The following is an 18,414-nucleotide window of genomic DNA, read 5'->3' as shown; positions in this document are numbered from 1 at the left end:
TAACGGATAAAATGAAAAAGTTAAGCCTAAGTCTATTGGGAAGTGCGGCGCTAATTCTTGTATCGCCAATAACCCAAGCTCAAGAGTACATGTTCACATACTCAAAGTTATACACCCAACTCAAAAACAACAATAAAGAAGGGCATGACGACGTGAAAGTTGGCGTCTTCTTTGTGGACGCGAAAACTAAGCAAATTTGTACAATAGAAAAAGCTTGGATGGAAAAAGAAGAGCACTATGAAGAGTTTGTTATCCCTGCTTCACAAGAGTTGCCTCTGCCAGTCGATAAAAACTTAAAGTCAGCGAATCCGTTGGTTTTTGTCGATACTCCAAAAGATACTCGCTGCGATTACTCACTTGTCGTGATGACCAAAGAGCCATTACAGGGTAATGTTTCTTACGAGCAACTTAAGCCTCTTCTACCTCAAATGCAGACGATGCTGGAAGATTTAGGCGGTATGTTTGCGGGTTGGTTTACACCTGAAGTTCAAGGTGTGACGATGGAGTTTGCAAATCAACTGAATGATAAAGTGATTTTCTCAAACGGAACCGAAAAGCCAATTGTCAATGGCAAGATACAAGTCGCACTAAGTGAAATAGGGCAAGGTGGCACAATGACACTACCAGAACCGACGATGCGAGTGCTACCTTATCTGCCTAACGCAAAGAAGTGAACACTGAGAGTTTAGAAAGAGCTGCAATTGCGGCTCTTTTTTCATTTGTGAGGGTAACTAAGCTACCTTTCGTGTCCTTTTCTTAATGTCTCAATAAGACAAGCATTTAATCCTGCGTAAAAAGCTCGTATAATCCACGCCCCAAAGAAACCCATGTTAGGAAGTCCTAGTCGATTTATCGGCGATGTGAGAGCCCGCAATGAACCAAATAGATACAAGAAAAGAAACCCTAGAATTCAACAAGCTTCAGAAACGCCTGAGAAGACATGTTGGAAATGCCATTACTGATTACAACATGATTGAAGAAGGCGATGTTGTGATGGCATGTATTAGCGGTGGTAAAGATTCATTCGCGATGCTTGATATCCTGTTGAATCTTCAGAAAGCTGCGCCAATCAAATTTGAAGTGGTTGCGGTAAACTTAGACCAAAAACAACCGGGCTTCCCTGAGCATATTCTGCCTGAGTATTTCGAAACACTGAATATCCCTTACTACATCGTAGATAAGGACACGTATTCAGTCGTAAAAGAGAAGGTGCCAGAAGGCAAAACCACTTGTGGTCTGTGTTCACGCCTACGACGTGGTACGTTGTATTCATTTGCAGAGAAGATTGGTGCAACTAAGCTTGCGCTAGGTCATCACATGGATGACATCGTCGAAACAATGTTCTTGAATATGTTCCACGGCTCTCGCCTTAAAGCGATGCCACCAAAGCTGCGCTCTGATGATGGTCGTAACGTGGTCATTCGTCCATTGACTTACTGTCGTGAAAAAGATCTGATCAAATACGCTGAACACAAGGATTTCCCAATTATTCCGTGTAACCTTTGTGGTTCTCAAGAGAACCTTCAGCGTCAATCTATAAAAGCAATGTTGATTGAATGGGATAAGAAGACGCCAGGGCGTGTGGAAGCGATCTTTAAATCAATTCAAAACGTAAGCCCAAGCCAACTAGCAGACCGCGAATTGTTCGACTTTGTTAACTTACCGCTAGACCGTGAAGGTAACCGCGAAGAGTATGAATTTAATGAGGCTGTCGTTTCTTCGACGAATATTGATGAATCAATATTCATCGATGTTACGAACATCTAACTCGTAAAAAGGAGGTCAACTAGACCTCCTTTTTTGTATTCAACGCTTTAACTGTCCCCAAACAAAAATCCCCCTTTTATTAGGGGGATTTATTAGCGTCTGTTTGAAAGCGCTCAATATAGCAATGCTAAAGAGAGATTAGGTTGCTGTATTTGGATCGAGAGGGCTAATGTAGCCTTTTGGTTTTAGAGCCAATACATCGCAATTTATTTTATCGATCACGTGCTCAGCTGTATTACCAATAAAGACAGCAGAAAGCCCGGTTCGCCCTGTGGTGCCTAAAATAACCATTGCAGCATTCAAGCGCTCTGCTGCTGCTGGAATGACATCTTCAGGTAAACCTTGCTCAACAATCGTTTGCTCTTCATCAAGGCCGTGTTTTTGGCGTAATGCTTTCATCGCAGTTAAGTGATGACCTCGAACGGCATCGGTATAAGTCGTTGGATCAAACTCAGGAAGTTCAATGGTAATGTTCGCCGGTGTAACGGGATACGCATTAACAAGGTATGGTTTGGCATCCAGTCGGGTGGTGACTTCTTTTAGTCGCTCGACCATGGCATCGTTGAGATCAATATGAGTTGGATTTTCAGAGCCTATGTGCACCGAGGCAAGAATGCTTGCTTGTTCTGGCCAATCTGCATTTTTAATCAGAAGTACTGGGATAGGGCATTTACGTAACAAGTGCCAATCGGTCGGAGTGAAAATCACAGATTCTAACACGTCGTGCTTACGTGTGCCTTTAATGACTAGGTCATGGCTGCCTGCATAGACCTCAGCGATAATTGCTTCGTAAGGACGGTTGTGCCAGACGACACATACATCAAAGTCGAAGCCATCGTTTAGATAAGGTTGAGCAATTTTACGCATCCACTGCTCACGTTGATGGATAACACCTCGACGCATAGCATCTCTTTCATCCACTGATAGCATTGACGTCATGTCATAAGAGAAATCGTAAATGGATAAAAAGAAAGTGATTCGGCTTCTAGATACACTTTTTTGAGCTAATTGAACAGCTCTTGCAAGTGCGGGCTGCTCATCATTATTGATGTCAGCTACAACAAGGATCTTACTGTATATACTCATAACTAAGCCCACTTCTATTGCAAAACCAGATACTGAATATAAATTAAATCAGTATTTTGGAGTACTCACCGTACATTTTTACTGTAGCTTAGTTTGGGTAACTTTTTGAGGACTTTCGAAAGGAATTTATGAGAAACATGATGTAGCTCATTTTCGAGCTACATCAATAATTGGGGTGTATTATTCTTTAGTTACACCAGCAAGTTCCATCAATGCATCGTGGTCTAAGATAGTGATATATTTACCTTTTACACTTAGGATCTCGGATTTCTGGAAACGACCCAACAAGCGACTGATTGTTTCCACTGTAAGACCAAGATAGTTACCAATATCACCACGAGTCATCGTTAAACGAAACTCTCTAGGGCTGAAGCCACGTTGAGAAAAACGAGTTGATAGGTTGTATAGGAAAGCCGCTAGACGTTCTTCTGCATTCTTTTTAGAAAGAAGCAAAATCATTTCCTGATCACCTTTAATTTCGTTACTCATCAAACGCATAATTTGCTGGCGAAGCTTAGGCATTTTACCTGATAGGTCGTCTAAAATTTCGTATGGGATTTCACATACCATCGACGTTTCAAGCGCTTGAGCAAAGCTAGGGTGGGAGTCACCTGTAATGGCATCGAAACCAACTAGGTCTCCGGCCAAGTGAAACGCTGTGATTTGCTCATCACCTTGCTCTGTGATCGTATAGCTCTTGATGGTACCAGAGCGGATAGCGTACAGAGATTTTAGCTCGTCACCAGCCTTAAAAAGCTCTTGTCCTTTTTGGATAGGCTTCTTACGTTCGATGATTTGGTCAAGCTGATCAAGTTCTGCCTCATTCAGAGTGAACGGGATACACAGCTGACTAATGCTACAATCTTGGCAATGAATGGCGCAACCGCCTGATTGGATACGCTTTGTTGCAGGTTTTTCAGAAATCATAACAACCTTTCACTATTTGATATACATCAATATTTTAGCATCGCTTAATCCTAAAGGGTAGCAAAAATGTCACCTCAATAGAGTTTAACGTTATATGAAACCGAGTAACTCCATGGCTCCTACAGCAGTGTACGAACCATACCCAATAAGGATTAATGCTGAAATATTTCTAAATATTAACGATTTTTGTAATTTCTGAAAATGGTTGGCACCATATCCAATAATCAGCATTGCCGGAAGTGTTCCGAGGCCAAACGCGAGCATAATAAGACCACCGTTTATTGCGCTGCCTGAAACCGCCGACCAAGTTAGCGCAGAATAAACCAAGCCGCATGGTAACCAGCCCCAAATGAAGCCAAATGGTAAAGCATGAAGAGGGTGCTTTAATGGCAACAAGCGCTTACCAGCAGGTGAGATAAAGCGCCAAATGTGCTGTCCTAACTTTTCTATTAACAGTAAACCTTGCCACCATCTAGCAATATAAAGCGCAACCAGAATCATGAACAGTGCGGCAATCAGCCTTAACCAAGCAAGAGAATGCGTTAATCCACTTAGCTCAGATAAACCTGATATTGCTCCGCCTACTAATGCACCGATTACGGCATAGCTGCTCAATCGCCCTAGGTTGTAGAAGAGTGGAATAAGGGGGGAGCTTTTACTTGTAGAAGAGCCCATGGTAAGCAGAGACGCGATACCACCACACATTCCCATGCAATGACCGGCCCCGACGAGGCCGATCATCAAAGCACCAATAAAGTCAGGAGTCATAAAGGTTGCTATTTTTTATCACTATTAGATTTGTCTTCTTCATCAAGAAGAATGTTATGTCCTTGTCGTTCTAGATCTTCAAACTGATCACTTCTTACTGCCCAAAGAAAAACGGCAACAGCAACACAAACGAGAACGATAGCGATGGGAATCAATATATAAAGACTTTCCATGTTTGCTTTCTCTACTTATTTCTCTTTGAGCAGGCGCAAAGAGTTAGATACAACGATAATTGAGCTTGCAGACATGCCAACTACTGCAATGTAGGGAGCCACTAAACCAGCGACAGCTAAAGGCAAAATTAACAGGTTGTAACCCAAAGACCAAGCCAAGTTTTCTCGAATAATCTTTCTTGTACGCAGTGCAAGCAAACGTGCCTCTAGTAGCTTTTCGAGATTATCCCCAAGTAACGTCATATCTGCAGATGCTTTAGCGACATCCGTACCACCGCCCATTGCAACAGAAAGATGAGCTCCGGCGAGAGTAGGTGCGTCATTGATGCCATCGCCAACCATCATAGTGATACTGTCTTCATCAAGACTCTTAAGGTACGCGAGTTTGTCTTCTGGTTTTGCTGACGCAACGACGTGATCGATACCAATTTCATTCGCTACAGGTCGAGCGTTTGAGAGAGAGTCACCTGTTAGCAGCGTTGTCTTAATTCCAGCGTCAGCAAAACGTTGAATAAAGGCTTTGCTTTCTTTTCGGATAGGGTCGCGGTAGTAAAAGCTAGCGACATGCTTGCCATCAACCGACAGATAGACCGCCTGGCTTTCACCACTTTCTTTGCCTTGAACAAAAGCAGCACTACCTATCTTAACGATTTTGCCATTCCACATACCCTCAATCCCTGAACCAATCACGTTTTGCACGTCAGACACGATAAAGTCATCATTGGTGTAAGTTGCAAAAGAACGAGCGATAGGGTGGTTTGCATGAGCCTCTAAAGCTGCAGCTAGTGATAGACAATCTTTCTGTGGGAGATCACTAAGTATCTTTGTTTCACAGATCTCAATATCACCTTTCGTTAGAGTGCCTGTTTTATCTACAACTAAGTGGTTGATCTTACATAGTGTCTCAAACACATGGCCTTTACGAAGTAAAATGCCAAAATTACCCATTCTAGAGGTAGCACAAGTGAGTGCGGTCGGTGTGGCCAGAGATAGCGCACATGGACACGTAGCGACTAGCACAGACAGCATGATCCAAAACGCATCATCTGGTTTTGTTTGATGCCAGTAAAACCAAGTACCAGCAGAGATAATAAGAATCACACCAACAAAGTAACGGGCGACAATGTCTGCAATTTCCGCAATTTTAGGTTTGGAGTGTTGAGCTTCATCTTGTAAACGCACGATGTTAGAAATCATTGAATCGGCCTTTGAGCTTACTACCTCAAGTTCAAATGATTCGTCTCCGTTTAGCGTTCCCGCATAAACAATATCGCCTTCTCGTTTCACAACATGCACTGACTCACCCGTTAGCATGGATTCATCAATATGAATACGGCCTGAAATAACTTTACCGTCAGCGGGGATATGTTCACCAGGTAGAACGCGAATACGAACGCCAACTTTTAGCGTCTTCACGGGTATCTGATCACCGTCCAGCGTTGTAGCAATTGCCGGAATCAACTTAAGAAGGTTACCACTCGCTGCAGCAGCTTTGCGACGAGCGCGCATCTCTAAGAATCGACCTACTAACAAAAAGAAGGTAAACATCGAGATAGATTCAAAGAAGACTTCGCCTTGTTCAGTTACTGTTGCAACTAAACTTGCAACATAGGCAAAGATCAACGCAATAGAAACCGGGACATCCATACCAAGGGTTCGGCCTTTGATACTGCGCCATGCGTTTAAGTAAAATGGAAGAGCGGAATAAAGCAAAACAGGAGTAGCAAAAATCAAACTTACCCAACGAAAGTAACTTTTAAACTCTGGCTCTAAATCACCAAAGACTTCGAGATACAGTGCAACGGCGAGCATCATGACCTGCATGGTTGCTAAACCTGCAATACCTAGCCGATATAGATATTGCTTCATCATTCGATGGTAAGAGGCTTCTTGCTTATCTGCTTCAAAAGGTGCAGCTTTGTAACCAAGTTTATGAATAACGGAAAGGAGCTCGCTTAACCGTACCTGAGTTTTATCCCAGGCTAGTAACGCTCGATTGGTGGTTGTATTAACACGGATAGATACCAACCCGGCCGTATTAGAAACTTGCTTTTCGATTAACCACGCACAAGCGGCACATGAAACGCCTTCCAAAGAAAGGGTTACTTCAGAAACATTTTCGCGATTTCGTACGAATTCAGATTGTACATCCGCATTGTCATAATGAATTAAAGCTTGGAGTTGCTCTGGTACTAGATCTGCCTTTTCTGCAGGCGCAGTGCGGTATTGGTAATATGAGACAAGACCACTATCGACAATAGTCTGCGCCACAGTTTCGCAGCCCGGACAACACATGTCGCGAATTTCACCCAATATTTCTACTTTGAAATCCGTGTTGGCTGGTACATCTTCACCGCAGTGATAACAGGATTTACACATATGCTTACTTCATTAACGGTGTTGAAGAGGCAGGAAACTCAACTTTACCTTGGATCATCCATTGCTTGTCGTGTGGTTGTAGTTCAACAAACCATGGCCCTTGAATAGATTCCTCAGCTTTTAGTCGGTAATTACCAGATGCATCCGCTGTTACAAGCTTTGTGAAGTCACGATCAGGAAGAGTACGATGAGTGAAAGTGGCCGTTAGAGCAGGGTAATGAGGTAGCTTCCCTTTAGCGAAAACAATCACAACATTGTTATTTTCAGAGGAAATCTCAGCGTTAAGACCTAGGTCACGAGCGACATTCATTTTACTAATATCGATATTAATGCCTTTGCCTTTTTTATAGTAATCCTCAGCGACTAAAGAAACAGAGTTGTTCGAGAAAACGACCACAGTAATCACAGTCCAAACTACGACAGTAAGAGGAAGGATGATTAGGAACCACGGCCAAAATTGTTTATACCAAGGCTTTACCATAAAAAAGTTCTCAACAGCTAAATGAAAAAATGTAAGGCGTTAAATTTAAAGGAAAGACAGCCCCTATGAAAGGGGCTGTTATTGCTATGTTACGTAATATCTCAGTTACTTACTCTCTGAGTTACTTAAACTCCAGACATATGAGGCAACGAGCTGAACTTTATCTTCACCCAAAATGTCTTTCCACGCAGGCATTACGCCTGAGCGTCCGTTCATTACGGTTTCTGTTACAGCTGCACGAGAGTCACCAAATAACCAGTCTTGGTCTGTAAGGTCAGGCGCACCGACTGCAGGGTTACCCTTACCATCGGTACCATGACAAGCAGCACACACTACGAAGCGTGCTTTACCTGCCGCGGCTTCACGAGCATTTACTTTACGACCAGATAGACTAAGTGTGTAACTTACAACTTCTTGAACACCTTGCTCACCAAGGGCATCTTTCCATGCTGGCATTTGACCAATACGGCCGTGCATGATGGTTGTAACGATCGCTGCTGGCTCGCCACCATATAGCCATGCATCATCAGTCAGGTTAGGGAAGCCTTTCTGACCACGTGCATCAGAGCCATGGCATTGAGAACAGTTTTGCAAAAACAAACGCTGACCAACTTTTAATGCTTCAGGATCTTGAGCAATTTCAGGAATTGGGCGTAGACCACTGTCATTGTGCGCAAGTTTACGGAATGCTTCGCCGAAGTAAGCGTCGGCATCATCCAGTTCTTTTGCATATTGGTTTAGTTGCTTGTTCTCTTGTGCTGCAGCGATGGCTTCTTTTGACTCTTCTAGTGAGCGAACGGTTTGAGCCGAACTCTGCCAGTTTAAAAAGCCCTTGAAGCTACCTAGACCTGGGAATAGGGCAAGGTAAACTGCTGCGAACACAAATGTGCTTACAAACAGGTAAGTCCACCACTTTGGTAGAGGGTTGTTTAGCTCGCGAATACCATCGTACTCGTGGCCCATGTCTTCCCCTTCCTCGACGCCCATTTTATCTTTAGCGCACCAAGTCAGGAGAATCGCACAGCCTACTAGCGTACCGACAGTAATCACGATAATCCAGAGACTCCAGAATGTAGTCATTACTTCTTCACTCCTTGGTTATTAGGGGTCTTTTGTTCTTCGTCAGCAAACACCAAGTTGGCATCTTCTTCAAAGCGTGCTTTACGCTTTTTACTAAATGCCCACCATACGATGCCAATAAAACTAGCGAAGAGTACAACGGTATAAATACTATGAATTGTACCGAAATCCATATGATCCCCTTACTTCATTGCATGACCAAGAGACTGAAGGTAAGCGATGATTGCATCCATCTCTGTTTTACCTTCTACTTCTTTAGCCGAATTCGCGATCTCTTCATCAGTGTATGGAACGCCGAACTGATCACGAAATAGCTCAAGTTTCTTCTGAGTTAGCTTACCGTCTAAAACGTTTTCAGCTAGCCACGGGAAACCTGGCATGTTTGACTCAGGTACAAGCTCACGAGGATCTAACAGGTGAACACGGTGCCATTCGTCAGAATAACGACCACCAACACGAGCTAAATCCGGGCCTGTACGCTTAGAGCCCCAAAGGAATGGGTGTTCCCAAACACTCTCACCAGCAACAGAGTAGTGACCGTAACGTTCAGTCTCTGAGCGGAAAGGACGAACCATCTGGCTGTGACAGACGTTACAACCTTCACGGATGTAGATATCACGGCCTTCCATCTCCAAAGGAGTGTAAGCGCGCAGATTTTCTACAGGTTCAGTCGTTTGCTTTTGGAAAATCAGAGGAGTGATCTCTACAAGAGCGCCCCAACTGATAGCAAACACGATAAAAATAGCCAACAAACCGACATTACGTTCTAAGATTTCATGGCGATTATTAGAATTATTACTCATTCTTAAATCTCCTTATGCCGGATGTGGGATAGCTTTTAGGCTTTCTTTAGGTGCACTTACCGTTTTGTACGTGTTGTATGCCATTAGGAACATACCAGATAGGAAGATAAATCCGCCTAGGAAACGTACAAAGTAGAACGGATAAGACGCTTCTACAGATTCAACAAAACTGTAAGTTAGCGTACCGTCAGAGTTAACCGCGCGCCACATAAGACCTTGCATTACACCAGAGATCCACATCGCAACGATGTAAAGAACGGTACCGATTGTTGCTAGCCAGAAATGCACATTAACTAGACCAACAGAGTACATACGCTCTTGGCCAAATAGGCGAGGTACCAAGTGATATACAGAGCCGATAGAAACCATCGCAACCCAACCTAACGCACCAGAGTGAACGTGACCAATGGTCCAGTCTGTGTAGTGAGAAAGTGCGTTAACCGTCTTAATCGACATCATCGGGCCTTCAAAGGTAGACATACCGTAGAACGACAGTGAAACGATTAGGAAACGTAGGATAGGGTCATAACGAAGCTTATGCCATGCACCAGATAACGTCATAATACCGTTGATCATACCACCCCAAGAAGGAGCAAATAGAACCAGCGACATAACCATACCTAGAGACTGAGTCCAGTCTGGTAGCGCTGTATAATGAAGGTGGTGAGGGCCTGCCCAAATATATAGAGAAATAAGTGCCCAGAAGTGAACGATAGATAGACGGTAAGAATAAACAGGACGTTCAGCTTGTTTAGGAACGAAGTAGTACATCATACCTAGGAAACCAGCGGTCAGTAGGAAACCTACCGCATTGTGTCCATACCACCACTGAACCATCGCATCCACTGCGCCCGAGTAAATCGAGTAAGATTTACCAAGTGACACAGGAATAGCCATGCTGTTCACGATGTGAAGTACTGCTACTGTGATAATAAAGGCACCGAAGAACCAGTTTGCCACATAAATATGTGACGTGTTTCGCTTCACTAGTGTGCCGAAGAACACCACCGCATATGATACCCATACTAGCGCAATTGCGATATCAATAGGCCATTCTAGCTCAGCATACTCTTTACCCGATGTTAAACCGAGAGGCAAAGTAATGGCTGCTGCCAGGATGATTGCTTGCCAACCCCAAAAGGTGAAGGCAACGAGTGGGCCACCAAAAAGACGTGTTTGACATGTGCGCTGTACAACATAATAAGACGTTGCGAACAGAGCACTGGTACCAAACGCAAAAATTACCGCATTAGTATGCAGTGGACGTAAGCGACTGTACGTCAACCACGGCGTATCAAAGTTTAGCTGTGGCCAAACTAATTGAGCGGCAATCAAAACACCAACAGCCATACCAACTATGCCCCATAAAATGGTCACAAGGGTAAATTGGCGAACGACTGTATAGTTGTAGTTTTGTTCAAGCTGCTTTACTTGGCTCATTTGCATGCTTCCAATTTCTAATTAACTACACTTTTACTTCCAACACGACTTGCGTCGTAACACCACCCAAGTAAACTCTAGAATTCAAGTGTTATCATCACCTTATTTCCATTGCTGACTTTAATAAAAAGTGGCATTTTCAGCGTGACACTATACTTGAATTAACAATTCAATGACAGGGTAGTAACCTTACTGGACCTCTGGAAATCATTTTTTATTTAAAAAGTTTGAAGTTTGTAACAAGGATATTAGTAATTATGCCTGCACAAAAGTTAACAAAGGCGCGACTTGCACAAATCTTAATCATGCTCGGTGTTTTAATAGGCGCATTTTTCTGGCGTACCTTTACACACGAGAGTGTTAATAGCGTTGACTGTTCACAAAAAGAACGATGCGATGTAACAATTGAAGGAGAAATAATCACGATTAATCGTGACTCAATGGGAATTTCGCTCGAAACGACAGAAAGTAGCACTCTAAAAATTGATCTAAATCAATCTGGTAATTTTATCAATCTCAACGAAAAGCATAAGTCAGTAGAATGGGACATCATGCCTGAATCGAAAAAAATCACCTTTAAAAAAGGTGAAAACATTGTTGTAGTTCAATTATAAATACGATCTATCACGAGATAATCGTAACTTATTAATGAAATTAACACCTTCTTACCTAGAGAAAATTGGTTGGAATGGTATAACAGCAGAGTGATATCCAATTATAAAATCGTATGCATTGCCAATCAGTTTTTACTCATATTAAAGATGAAGACTCAGCGATAAAAACGCTCAGGTCCGAATTGACACAACAGAACTTGTCTTACGTGATGTGTTACTACACGGAAGAATACAATTTCGAGTTGATTCGAGAAGCGTTTCTTGCGCATTTTCCTGGTGTGCCTTTTCATGGCGCCAGTTCATGTCAAGCCGTAATGACAGATCAGGGCTTTCATACAGGACCAGTAATTGCGGCACTTGCTGTTTATGATACAGGTCCTCATGCTTATGGTACTGGTATTTCTAATCACAACTCAGGTGACAGCGTCACCAAGGCTTTGGATATGGCCCTTGAGAACGCAAACCGTGTAGGAGAGGTACCAAACTTAATTCTACTTCATGCTACACCAGGGCAAGAGGAATCAATCATTGCGTATATAGATGAAAGATTTGGAACTCTAATTCCAATTATTGGTGGTTCGGCCGCTGATAATAACATCGCTGGGAAATGGTCTGTGATAACCGCCCAAGGCTCTCAAACTTCAGGTTTAAGCTTAACTCTCTTTTACTCCTCTCAACCTGTTGATATCGCTTTCAGCGCTGGGCATACACCAACTAATATCAAAGGTGTTGCAACCAAGACCAACGATAGATGCTTACTTGAAATTGATAATGAACCTGCGCTCAATGTTTATAGAAGGTGGACAAATCACCAGGATAACCAAGTAGGTAAAGATAATATGCTGTTTACAAACTCGAGTGCTTATCCATTAGGGCGGATCGCAGGTCATCTCTATGATCGCCCATATTACAAGTTATCCCATCCGATCCGTGAGACGCCAGATGGTGGAATCGAGTTGTTTACACGAATAGAAGAGGGTGACGAGCTCACATTAATGAAAGGAAGTCGTGAGCATCTCGTTGCGCGCGCTGCAAAAGTCGTCAATGCCGCTTTTAACCAAAAATTAGAAGAGTCTCGAAAAATTGGAGTGATAAATATCTTTTGCGCAGGTCCCATGTTGCACTTAATGCAAGACATGAATAGCGTTTGTGAACAAATTAACCAAGAACTAGAACATTTGCCTTTTATTTGCCCTTTTACTTTCGGCGAGCAAGGTAGATTTATTGGTGGTGAGAATGGACATGGAAACCTGATGATTTCATCGGCTATATTCCATAAACCTTATGAAAGATAAATACTTAGACATATATCAACAGGAAGCGCTTCAAGAAGCGTTAGTTGAGCTAAAGCAGGCTAGACAAAGAGAACGACTACTCGCTGATGAAAACAAGGCCATTCTTTCCGCGATATCTGCGATGAGTGAGGCAAAGAATCGGCATGAGATATTTACGGGATTAAACAATGTCCTCAAAAAGTACATCAACTTCGATGATTTTATTGTACTGACTCGTGATGGTGAACGATATCCCTTCAAGACATTGATATCAACTAATAGCGTATTTGATAATGTATCCTGGTTACACGGTAACACCTATCAAAGAGCTCTCAATGGTGAATGCATTCTACTGTTCGAGCCAGATAAACTCGCTGAGTTTGTTAACTTAAACAGCTTTATAAAAAGCCATGTAAACTCGGTCGTTTTAACTGGTATACGTTCAGAAGTAACGCAAACCGTAATCCTACTTATTGGAGCTCAGAAAGGGCACTTTAGCATAGAGAATAAGGAAACCTTGAGGCGGTTTCGTCCCTTAATTGAAAGGGCGGTCATTGATATCGAGACCAAAGAGAAGTTACAACGTATCGTTGAAGTAAGAACAACTCAGCTCGCTAAAGCAAGAGAAGAAGCAGAGCTTGCGAACCGGTCTAAGTCGGAGTTCTTAGCGATGATGAGTCATGAAATAAGAACCCCTTTAAATTCCGTTCTTGGAATGCTAGATATACTGAAGCAATCAACCTTGTCAGAAGAACAAATTGATGCTTTGAGCCAAATGGAGTGCTCTGCAGAGTTACTTCTCGCGATAATCAGTGACATTCTTGATCTTTCTAAAATCGAGTCAGGTCGCTTTCAGCTCAATGAACAATGGATTAACTTAAGAGACACTGTCACTTTTGTTATTTCTCAGCAAAAACAAATCGCTAAGAAGAAAAATCTTAAATTCAAGCTCAACTGTACTGTCACTAATGACAAACAATTTTGGATTGACTCCACGCGGTTATCTCAAATCCTGTTTAATCTAATAGGAAATGCAATAAAGTTTACAGACGAAGGTGAAGTAAAAGTTTCTGTATCTGAGCAAGATGCTGAACTTGTGATCTCAATATCTGACACTGGAATTGGTATATCTAAAGCAAAGCAAGAGCACTTGTTTACGGCATTTCATCAAGGAGACCGTTCCATCACGAGACGCTTCGGTGGTACAGGACTGGGGCTCGCAATAACCAAGCATTTAGTTGAAATGATGCGTGGCAAGATTGCCGTTAAAAGTGACGAGCATGTTGGTTCAACCTTTACGATTTCGATTCCAGTTTTGACTCGTTGCAATCAAAATCGTCCAGTTAGAATCGAAACCAATCAACCGACAAAAGCAATGGAACTTCTCGTCGTAGAAGATACCGAGTCGAATCAGTTCGTAATAAAGCTTATCTTAAATAAGCTTGGCCATAATGTTCATATCGCAAGCCATGGAGCAGAGGCATTAACATTTTTAGAAGAGAATGAGGATTTAATCGATTTGATTCTCATGGATGTCTCGATGCCAGTGATGGATGGAATTACCGCAACAAGACTTATTCGAGATAAAGGTCTCAGGACCCCAATTATAGCGTTAACTGCACATGCGCTAGAAAGCGATAGAGATAAATGCCTGGATGCCGGTATGGACGGATTCATTTCCAAGCCAGTTAGAAGACAAGATATCTTTGAAGCTATACAGTCATTTCAATAAGTAAAAAGGCGTTAATATAGATCTTAACAATCGATAGATTATTAAGATCTACATTAAGTATTTTATGGTAAATAACGATTATGTTTAATGCTCACAGTAAGGCCCTTAAATTTAAAATCTGCAGGGGAATAGGAGCATACTCAGACAACATTTAGCGTACAGCAATACGCAATTTAACATAACACATATAATGCGCACCAAGGGGTGTTTTGTTAACAAAGTCTAACTCTTTGATTAAGCCTTTCATAAGTCTCTGATAACCAAGCCGTAAATTTTAATTTTGTGAGTTTTAAACGTTTAAGTCGTTTGTACTATTACTGGCGATTGTTTCCCGCAATCTACAAAACTCGCCCAACAACCTTACCGCCACATTATGAGGCGTTCGGTTTAGGCGAAAAAACAAGAAAAAAATAATTTTAGTCTGTTCATCAAATTGCGAGCGTTGTCATGTTTCACGAATCATTCTGCACTCTATTCTGGCGAGAATTTAAAACCCTTAAGCAAGGCGCCGAGTTTTTTCACGTTACCAAGCCGACGGTTGTTCGTTGGTTAGATGGCACCGTTCCGGTGAATCCAATGGCGGAAAAACTTCTACTCATCAAATCACTTGGCTATTTGCCTAATGACATCCGTTGGTCTGGTTTTCGGGTTTGTGAGCAACGTGCGGTGTTAATCACGCCATCTGGTCGTGAGTTCAGCCCTAAAGAATTGGAAAGCTTTGTATTCTGGCGTGACGAACATCGTCAGTTTGTGGAAATGTACGGACACTTTGAGTATCCCAAGGTTTATCCTGCTAAGGAAAACGTCTTACCGTTTCGTGGCGGCCGTCGAATGAAAGCCGCCGAATGGGTTCCTAGTAAATCTAAGTTAAAGTAGATTAGTTGTGCTCTTTCAAGCGGAAAATTGAGTCCGAAAGACGCGTGCCTGCACCTACTAGTCGAGCTAAAACCTTTAATTGCTCTTGTATAACGATACTATCCGAAGGTACTGGGTAATTGAATGTATGGTCGATTTCACCCCATACTTCTTCAAATAACGTTCTAACTTGTAGTTCACAAGTTATATCACTATCGGCTCTAGGTTTAAAAACATAATGAACGCTTGTATAGAAGCTCTCTTTCAGCTCAGCTTCTAAATCTAGCTCTTTAAAGTATGCCTCGAACTCAGGATCCCAGGTATATGCCTTAGGGTCTTCATATAAAGCAAGTTCACCAGTCTCAACCAAAGACATTAGGCGTTGATGTATCTGAGAAAATTGATTTTGATACAGGTGAAGGATTCTTATGCCACAGATATCTGTAATGCGCTCAGTTACGTTTTCAGGAGTTATTGGCCCGTTTTGTTCCTCTTCTGGTTTTTGGGAGTCAGCTTCGTTTTTACGTGCTATTTTTTCGCGTAAGTGTTCTATGTCTTTAAAGCGTGACTTATAGCTATGAACATATTTCTTGAACACCGGGTCTCTGTTAATCAGTGAAATAATTTTGTCATGTAATAGCTCGTAGAAGTGCATTTTTTCTTCAAGTTTTTTTTGAATACCTTCAAAATTTTCTTCTTGATTCATTATGAAGCACCTCTACCTATAGTTTGCTTAGACGATTCAATATATCGTCGGCTAATTGCAAATAGTTGTCTTTTGTTGAATAAAACTTCGCTTTATTACCACTGATTGTTTGTTTGTCTCCTCCCAGATCTGCTTGATCTGGCACCGACCACATAGGAACTCTATACTTCTGAGCCATGGTCGGCAGTGTTCCATGTCCATATATAACAGCATTGTTTCCCATTGAATGCTGAAACGATTCTAAACCTAATGCAAAACAACCATCTGGCACGTGCTTTTGAATGGTCTCCGGTAACTTCTGGGCGTAGTTATAATGAGCCAGTGCAATTCCTAACTCATTGGAGGCATCACTACGCTTTTTCGCGTTGTAGACCGTGTAACCAAGAAGTTGTACAAAGCTAGCCGGAAAATAGCTTCGTTTAGAGTCAGTAAGCAGACCGTACATTGTGTCAAACTCACGCTTCCAAGCATTTAGCGCATTGCCAATGTTTTTGATACCATAGTCAGAAAACATGTCTGGAGCACAAGGAATCATAAATGCGTCTGCATTTGAGATTATTACTTTATTGAGAGCGCTCAAGCTTGGCGATGTATCAATTAAGATAACTTCATAGCCATGCTCCGTTGCGTACTGCTCACACTTTTTACGTATTGCCGTAACTGTACGAAGAGCTTGAGGCTCGCCAAGAAACGCCTCACTCCATTGTTTGGAAATTTTGTTTTCAAACATATGCAGAGTTAGTCGTCCAGGTATTAAGCCGAGGTTATTATTAAGAGGAACAGGTGGTGGAAGTGTTTTTTCATCTGACTCACCATCTTCGACAGGTTTTAATAGGTAATGAATTGAATGGTATTTAGATTGAAATTCGATGAACTCATCACTACTCATAGAATTCTTAGCTGCTGAAAAATCTTCTATAAAGTCATCTTCACTCATCCAAATCTTTTCTAGCTGCTCTTCTGTTAAGCCATAAAGAGTTAGGTTTGATTGTGGGTCCAAATCTACAAGAAGCGTTTTCACCCCCCTTTCAGCGAGAGCTGCACCCAAATGATAAGTAAGAGTTGATTTACCTACTCCACCTTTATTGTTAAATACTGAAATTAATTTCATGTTCTTTCCGAATAGTACTTTTTATTTAGTTATGAACTATCGAACTTACAACATAAACCAGCATAATAGCCATTAATTTCATATAAAAACGTGAACAAACCGAACCTTATCGTTAAGGTTCGGTTTTTGCCGTGGCTTTCATTGCTTACACTAACGGCGGCGCGACATCGAAAAAGTTCATGTATAGGTTTTGGCTAAAGAAGCCGCGAACCTGCGCATTTGCCGTTGAGCTCACCATGCCAATGTTCGACATCGTGACGGTGCCATCATCGCCCAAGCTGAAATCGGTGTCCCGCGCTTGGAATTCAAACTCAAAGCCTTGGTTGCCCATGATGATAAACGACAGGTGTTTATCAATGGGGTAACAGCCCTCAACACAAGGTAGGAAAAAGGTTGGGTCTGCTTTTGAGAACTTCTTGGTGATAATGAACTCTTTTCCGATGCCTTGATTGGTGTAATTGAGTTTTGGCACTTGTCCGGCTTTGCCGTAGTACACCCCTGCACCTTCCACGGACAGCACACCCCGCGCGGCGCTTTCGATGAAAAACGCACGTTTACGATAGTTAATGGTCGCGCCACCTTCAGCCAGACTTGGGATTTCAAGCCAGAACTCTTTTACGTCGTACAAACCCGCCGGAAGTTCAATGGTGCGTGACGCTCGGATACTGGTTGCGTTGCCGTCTCCATCCAAATCACAAATACCAAAGCGAATCTTTTGCGGGCCACCAGCCTGACAACAGCGCACATAGGCGTAATAGTTTTGCTCGCCATCTTCAATCAGCGTTGGCGTATCAAACTCTTGGAACAACACCGCATTGGCACCGTTACCCGTCATACCAAGACCACCAAACATAACGGCGTTACCATCCTTGTTTTGGTGCAGGTCGGCTTTGCCATATCGGCCGGATTTCACTTTGCAATAGCTGATACTGCCGCCGTGTTGAACCTCAATGCTCCACGATGGACAAATGGGTTTTGCAATGCCTTTCATGAAGTTAAAAGATTTGGCTTTGTCTACCGCGTGGCCGTACAAAATATCATTCGAAAGCGTTGCGCTGTAATACTCCGCAAAGCTTGGGTTTCGCAATAGGTTGTCAGGCGCATTGCCAGCAAGCGCCACTTCTGCCATGGCGCGCTCTAGGTAGTCGGCAATGTGCTCGACTTTTTTATCCGTGCTTCCCGTTGGAAGCGGTTTAACTGAATCTGTCATGATAAATA

19 protein-coding genes are annotated in these 18,414 nt (G+C 42.5%); 6 read left to right on the top strand and 13 right to left on the bottom strand.

Annotation, left to right across the window (positions count from 1 at the left end):
* Nucleotides 1-11: 11 nt before the first annotated feature.
* Both R7E78_RS03585 and ttcA read left to right on the top strand, forming a co-directional pair.
* A complete protein-coding gene (locus R7E78_RS03585) occupies nt 12-674 on the top strand; it encodes a DUF2987 domain-containing protein (protein ID WP_005396478.1) in 663 nt (220 codons plus the stop codon).
* Nucleotides 675-873: 199 nt separating this feature from the next.
* Nucleotides 874-1,767, top strand: coding sequence for a tRNA 2-thiocytidine(32) synthetase TtcA (gene ttcA, locus R7E78_RS03580; protein WP_318057647.1), 894 nt, complete (start codon nt 874-876; stop codon nt 1,765-1,767).
* Nucleotides 1,768-1,905: 138 nt separating this feature from the next.
* Here ttcA and uspE read toward each other — a convergent pair whose 3' ends face one another.
* From uspE to ccoN, 10 genes are all read right to left on the bottom strand, one after another.
* Nucleotides 1,906-2,853: a universal stress protein UspE gene (gene uspE / locus R7E78_RS03575; RefSeq protein ID WP_318057646.1), complete on the bottom strand. Its 948-nt coding sequence runs from the start codon at nt 2,851-2,853 to the stop codon at nt 1,906-1,908.
* A 180-nt stretch (nt 2,854-3,033) separates the two neighbouring features.
* Nucleotides 3,034-3,780, bottom strand: a complete 747-nt coding sequence (locus R7E78_RS03570) for an FNR family transcription factor (protein ID WP_005377497.1) — start codon at nt 3,778-3,780, stop codon at nt 3,034-3,036.
* 90 nt (nt 3,781-3,870) lie between these two features.
* Nucleotides 3,871-4,548 carry a sulfite exporter TauE/SafE family protein gene (locus R7E78_RS03565; protein ID WP_006742590.1) on the bottom strand — a complete coding sequence of 226 codons (678 nt, stop codon included), beginning with the start codon at nt 4,546-4,548 and terminating at the stop codon, nt 3,871-3,873.
* Between the two features lie 8 nt (nt 4,549-4,556).
* Entirely contained in the window at nt 4,557-4,721 is a 165-nt protein-coding gene (ccoS, locus tag R7E78_RS03560; RefSeq protein ID WP_012841826.1) for a cbb3-type cytochrome oxidase assembly protein CcoS, read from the bottom strand.
* Nucleotides 4,722-4,736: 15 nt separating this feature from the next.
* Nucleotides 4,737-7,100 (bottom strand): heavy metal translocating P-type ATPase, encoded by a 2,364-nt coding sequence (locus R7E78_RS03555; RefSeq protein ID WP_318057645.1) that lies wholly within the window; start codon nt 7,098-7,100, stop codon nt 4,737-4,739.
* Between the two features lie 4 nt (nt 7,101-7,104).
* Nucleotides 7,105-7,581, bottom strand: a complete 477-nt coding sequence (locus R7E78_RS03550; protein ID WP_005377489.1) for a FixH family protein — start codon at nt 7,579-7,581, stop codon at nt 7,105-7,107.
* Between the two features lie 105 nt (nt 7,582-7,686).
* Nucleotides 7,687-8,661, bottom strand: a complete 975-nt coding sequence (gene ccoP, locus R7E78_RS03545; protein WP_005377487.1) for a cytochrome-c oxidase, cbb3-type subunit III — start codon at nt 8,659-8,661, stop codon at nt 7,687-7,689.
* Nucleotides 8,661-8,834 (bottom strand): cbb3-type cytochrome oxidase subunit 3, encoded by a 174-nt coding sequence (locus R7E78_RS03540; protein WP_005377485.1) that lies wholly within the window; start codon nt 8,832-8,834, stop codon nt 8,661-8,663. Before R7E78_RS03540 ends, ccoP begins: the two co-directional genes overlap by 1 nt.
* Before the next feature lie 9 nt (nt 8,835-8,843).
* On the bottom strand, nt 8,844-9,464 hold the full coding sequence (ccoO, locus tag R7E78_RS03535) for a cytochrome-c oxidase, cbb3-type subunit II (protein ID WP_005377475.1): 621 nt from the start codon (nt 9,462-9,464) through the stop codon (nt 8,844-8,846).
* Nucleotides 9,465-9,476: 12 nt separating this feature from the next.
* A complete protein-coding gene (ccoN, locus tag R7E78_RS03530; protein ID WP_005396488.1) occupies nt 9,477-10,904 on the bottom strand; it encodes a cytochrome-c oxidase, cbb3-type subunit I in 1,428 nt (475 codons plus the stop codon).
* 257 nt (nt 10,905-11,161) lie between these two features.
* On the opposite strand from ccoN, the gene R7E78_RS03525 reads away from it, so the two are divergent.
* The 4 genes from R7E78_RS03525 to R7E78_RS03510 all read left to right on the top strand — a co-directional run bounded on the left by R7E78_RS03525 (nt 11,162) and on the right by R7E78_RS03510 (nt 15,400).
* Entirely contained in the window at nt 11,162-11,518 is a 357-nt protein-coding gene (locus R7E78_RS03525; protein ID WP_238951925.1) for a hypothetical protein, read from the top strand.
* 113 nt (nt 11,519-11,631) lie between these two features.
* Nucleotides 11,632-12,813, top strand: a complete 1,182-nt coding sequence (locus tag R7E78_RS03520) for an FIST signal transduction protein (RefSeq protein ID WP_318057644.1) — start codon at nt 11,632-11,634, stop codon at nt 12,811-12,813.
* On the top strand, nt 12,803-14,524 hold the full coding sequence (locus R7E78_RS03515) for an ATP-binding protein (RefSeq protein WP_005377471.1): 1,722 nt from the start codon (nt 12,803-12,805) through the stop codon (nt 14,522-14,524). The genes R7E78_RS03520 and R7E78_RS03515 overlap by 11 nt, the downstream gene beginning before the upstream one ends.
* Before the next feature lie 447 nt (nt 14,525-14,971).
* Nucleotides 14,972-15,400: a phage protein gene (locus tag R7E78_RS03510; protein WP_237306569.1), complete on the top strand. Its 429-nt coding sequence runs from the start codon at nt 14,972-14,974 to the stop codon at nt 15,398-15,400.
* A 1-nt stretch (nt 15,401) separates the two neighbouring features.
* Here the strand turns inward: R7E78_RS03510 and R7E78_RS03505 are convergent, their stop codons facing one another.
* From R7E78_RS03505 to R7E78_RS03495, 3 genes are all read right to left on the bottom strand, one after another.
* Nucleotides 15,402-16,085: a RelA/SpoT domain-containing protein gene (locus R7E78_RS03505; protein ID WP_237306570.1), complete on the bottom strand. Its 684-nt coding sequence runs from the start codon at nt 16,083-16,085 to the stop codon at nt 15,402-15,404.
* 16 nt (nt 16,086-16,101) lie between these two features.
* Nucleotides 16,102-17,196 carry a ParA family protein gene (locus R7E78_RS03500; protein WP_237306571.1) on the bottom strand — a complete coding sequence of 365 codons (1,095 nt, stop codon included), beginning with the start codon at nt 17,194-17,196 and terminating at the stop codon, nt 16,102-16,104.
* Between the two features lie 145 nt (nt 17,197-17,341).
* Nucleotides 17,342-18,406 (bottom strand): hypothetical protein, encoded by a 1,065-nt coding sequence (locus tag R7E78_RS03495; protein WP_017636229.1) that lies wholly within the window; start codon nt 18,404-18,406, stop codon nt 17,342-17,344.
* Nucleotides 18,407-18,414: the final 8 nt, after the last annotated feature.

It is taken from the genome of Vibrio sp. YT-19(2023), from assembly GCF_033337395.1.
Note: the sequence above shows the minus strand (reverse complement) of the source record. Positions and strands in the feature narration are given on the sequence as shown.

What these genes read in the sequence shown, in the direction of transcription:
- uspE (WP_318057646.1), bottom strand. Translation starts at nt 2,853, where the DNA reads ATGAGTATATACAGTAAGATCCTTGTTGTAGCTGACATCAATAATGAT.
- ttcA (WP_318057647.1), top strand. Translation starts at nt 874, where the DNA reads ATGAACCAAATAGATACAAGAAAAGAAACCCTAGAATTCAACAAGCTT.
- ccoP (WP_005377487.1), bottom strand. Translation starts at nt 8,661, where the DNA reads ATGACTACATTCTGGAGTCTCTGGATTATCGTGATTACTGTCGGTACG.
- R7E78_RS03515 (WP_005377471.1), top strand. Translation starts at nt 12,803, where the DNA reads ATGAAAGATAAATACTTAGACATATATCAACAGGAAGCGCTTCAAGAA.
- R7E78_RS03555 (WP_318057645.1), bottom strand. Translation starts at nt 7,100, where the DNA reads ATGTGTAAATCCTGTTATCACTGCGGTGAAGATGTACCAGCCAACACG.
- R7E78_RS03540 (WP_005377485.1), bottom strand. Translation starts at nt 8,834, where the DNA reads ATGGATTTCGGTACAATTCATAGTATTTATACCGTTGTACTCTTCGCT.
- R7E78_RS03505 (WP_237306570.1), bottom strand. Translation starts at nt 16,085, where the DNA reads ATGAATCAAGAAGAAAATTTTGAAGGTATTCAAAAAAAACTTGAAGAA.
- R7E78_RS03550 (WP_005377489.1), bottom strand. Translation starts at nt 7,581, where the DNA reads ATGGTAAAGCCTTGGTATAAACAATTTTGGCCGTGGTTCCTAATCATC.
- R7E78_RS03520 (WP_318057644.1), top strand. Translation starts at nt 11,632, where the DNA reads ATGCATTGCCAATCAGTTTTTACTCATATTAAAGATGAAGACTCAGCG.
- R7E78_RS03585 (WP_005396478.1), top strand. Translation starts at nt 12, where the DNA reads ATGAAAAAGTTAAGCCTAAGTCTATTGGGAAGTGCGGCGCTAATTCTT.
- R7E78_RS03525 (WP_238951925.1), top strand. Translation starts at nt 11,162, where the DNA reads ATGCCTGCACAAAAGTTAACAAAGGCGCGACTTGCACAAATCTTAATC.
- R7E78_RS03510 (WP_237306569.1), top strand. Translation starts at nt 14,972, where the DNA reads ATGTTTCACGAATCATTCTGCACTCTATTCTGGCGAGAATTTAAAACC.
- R7E78_RS03495 (WP_017636229.1), bottom strand. Translation starts at nt 18,406, where the DNA reads ATGACAGATTCAGTTAAACCGCTTCCAACGGGAAGCACGGATAAAAAA.
- R7E78_RS03565 (WP_006742590.1), bottom strand. Translation starts at nt 4,548, where the DNA reads ATGACTCCTGACTTTATTGGTGCTTTGATGATCGGCCTCGTCGGGGCC.
- ccoO (WP_005377475.1), bottom strand. Translation starts at nt 9,464, where the DNA reads ATGAGTAATAATTCTAATAATCGCCATGAAATCTTAGAACGTAATGTC.
- ccoS (WP_012841826.1), bottom strand. Translation starts at nt 4,721, where the DNA reads ATGGAAAGTCTTTATATATTGATTCCCATCGCTATCGTTCTCGTTTGT.
- R7E78_RS03500 (WP_237306571.1), bottom strand. Translation starts at nt 17,196, where the DNA reads ATGAAATTAATTTCAGTATTTAACAATAAAGGTGGAGTAGGTAAATCA.
- R7E78_RS03570 (WP_005377497.1), bottom strand. Translation starts at nt 3,780, where the DNA reads ATGATTTCTGAAAAACCTGCAACAAAGCGTATCCAATCAGGCGGTTGC.
- ccoN (WP_005396488.1), bottom strand. Translation starts at nt 10,904, where the DNA reads ATGAGCCAAGTAAAGCAGCTTGAACAAAACTACAACTATACAGTCGTT.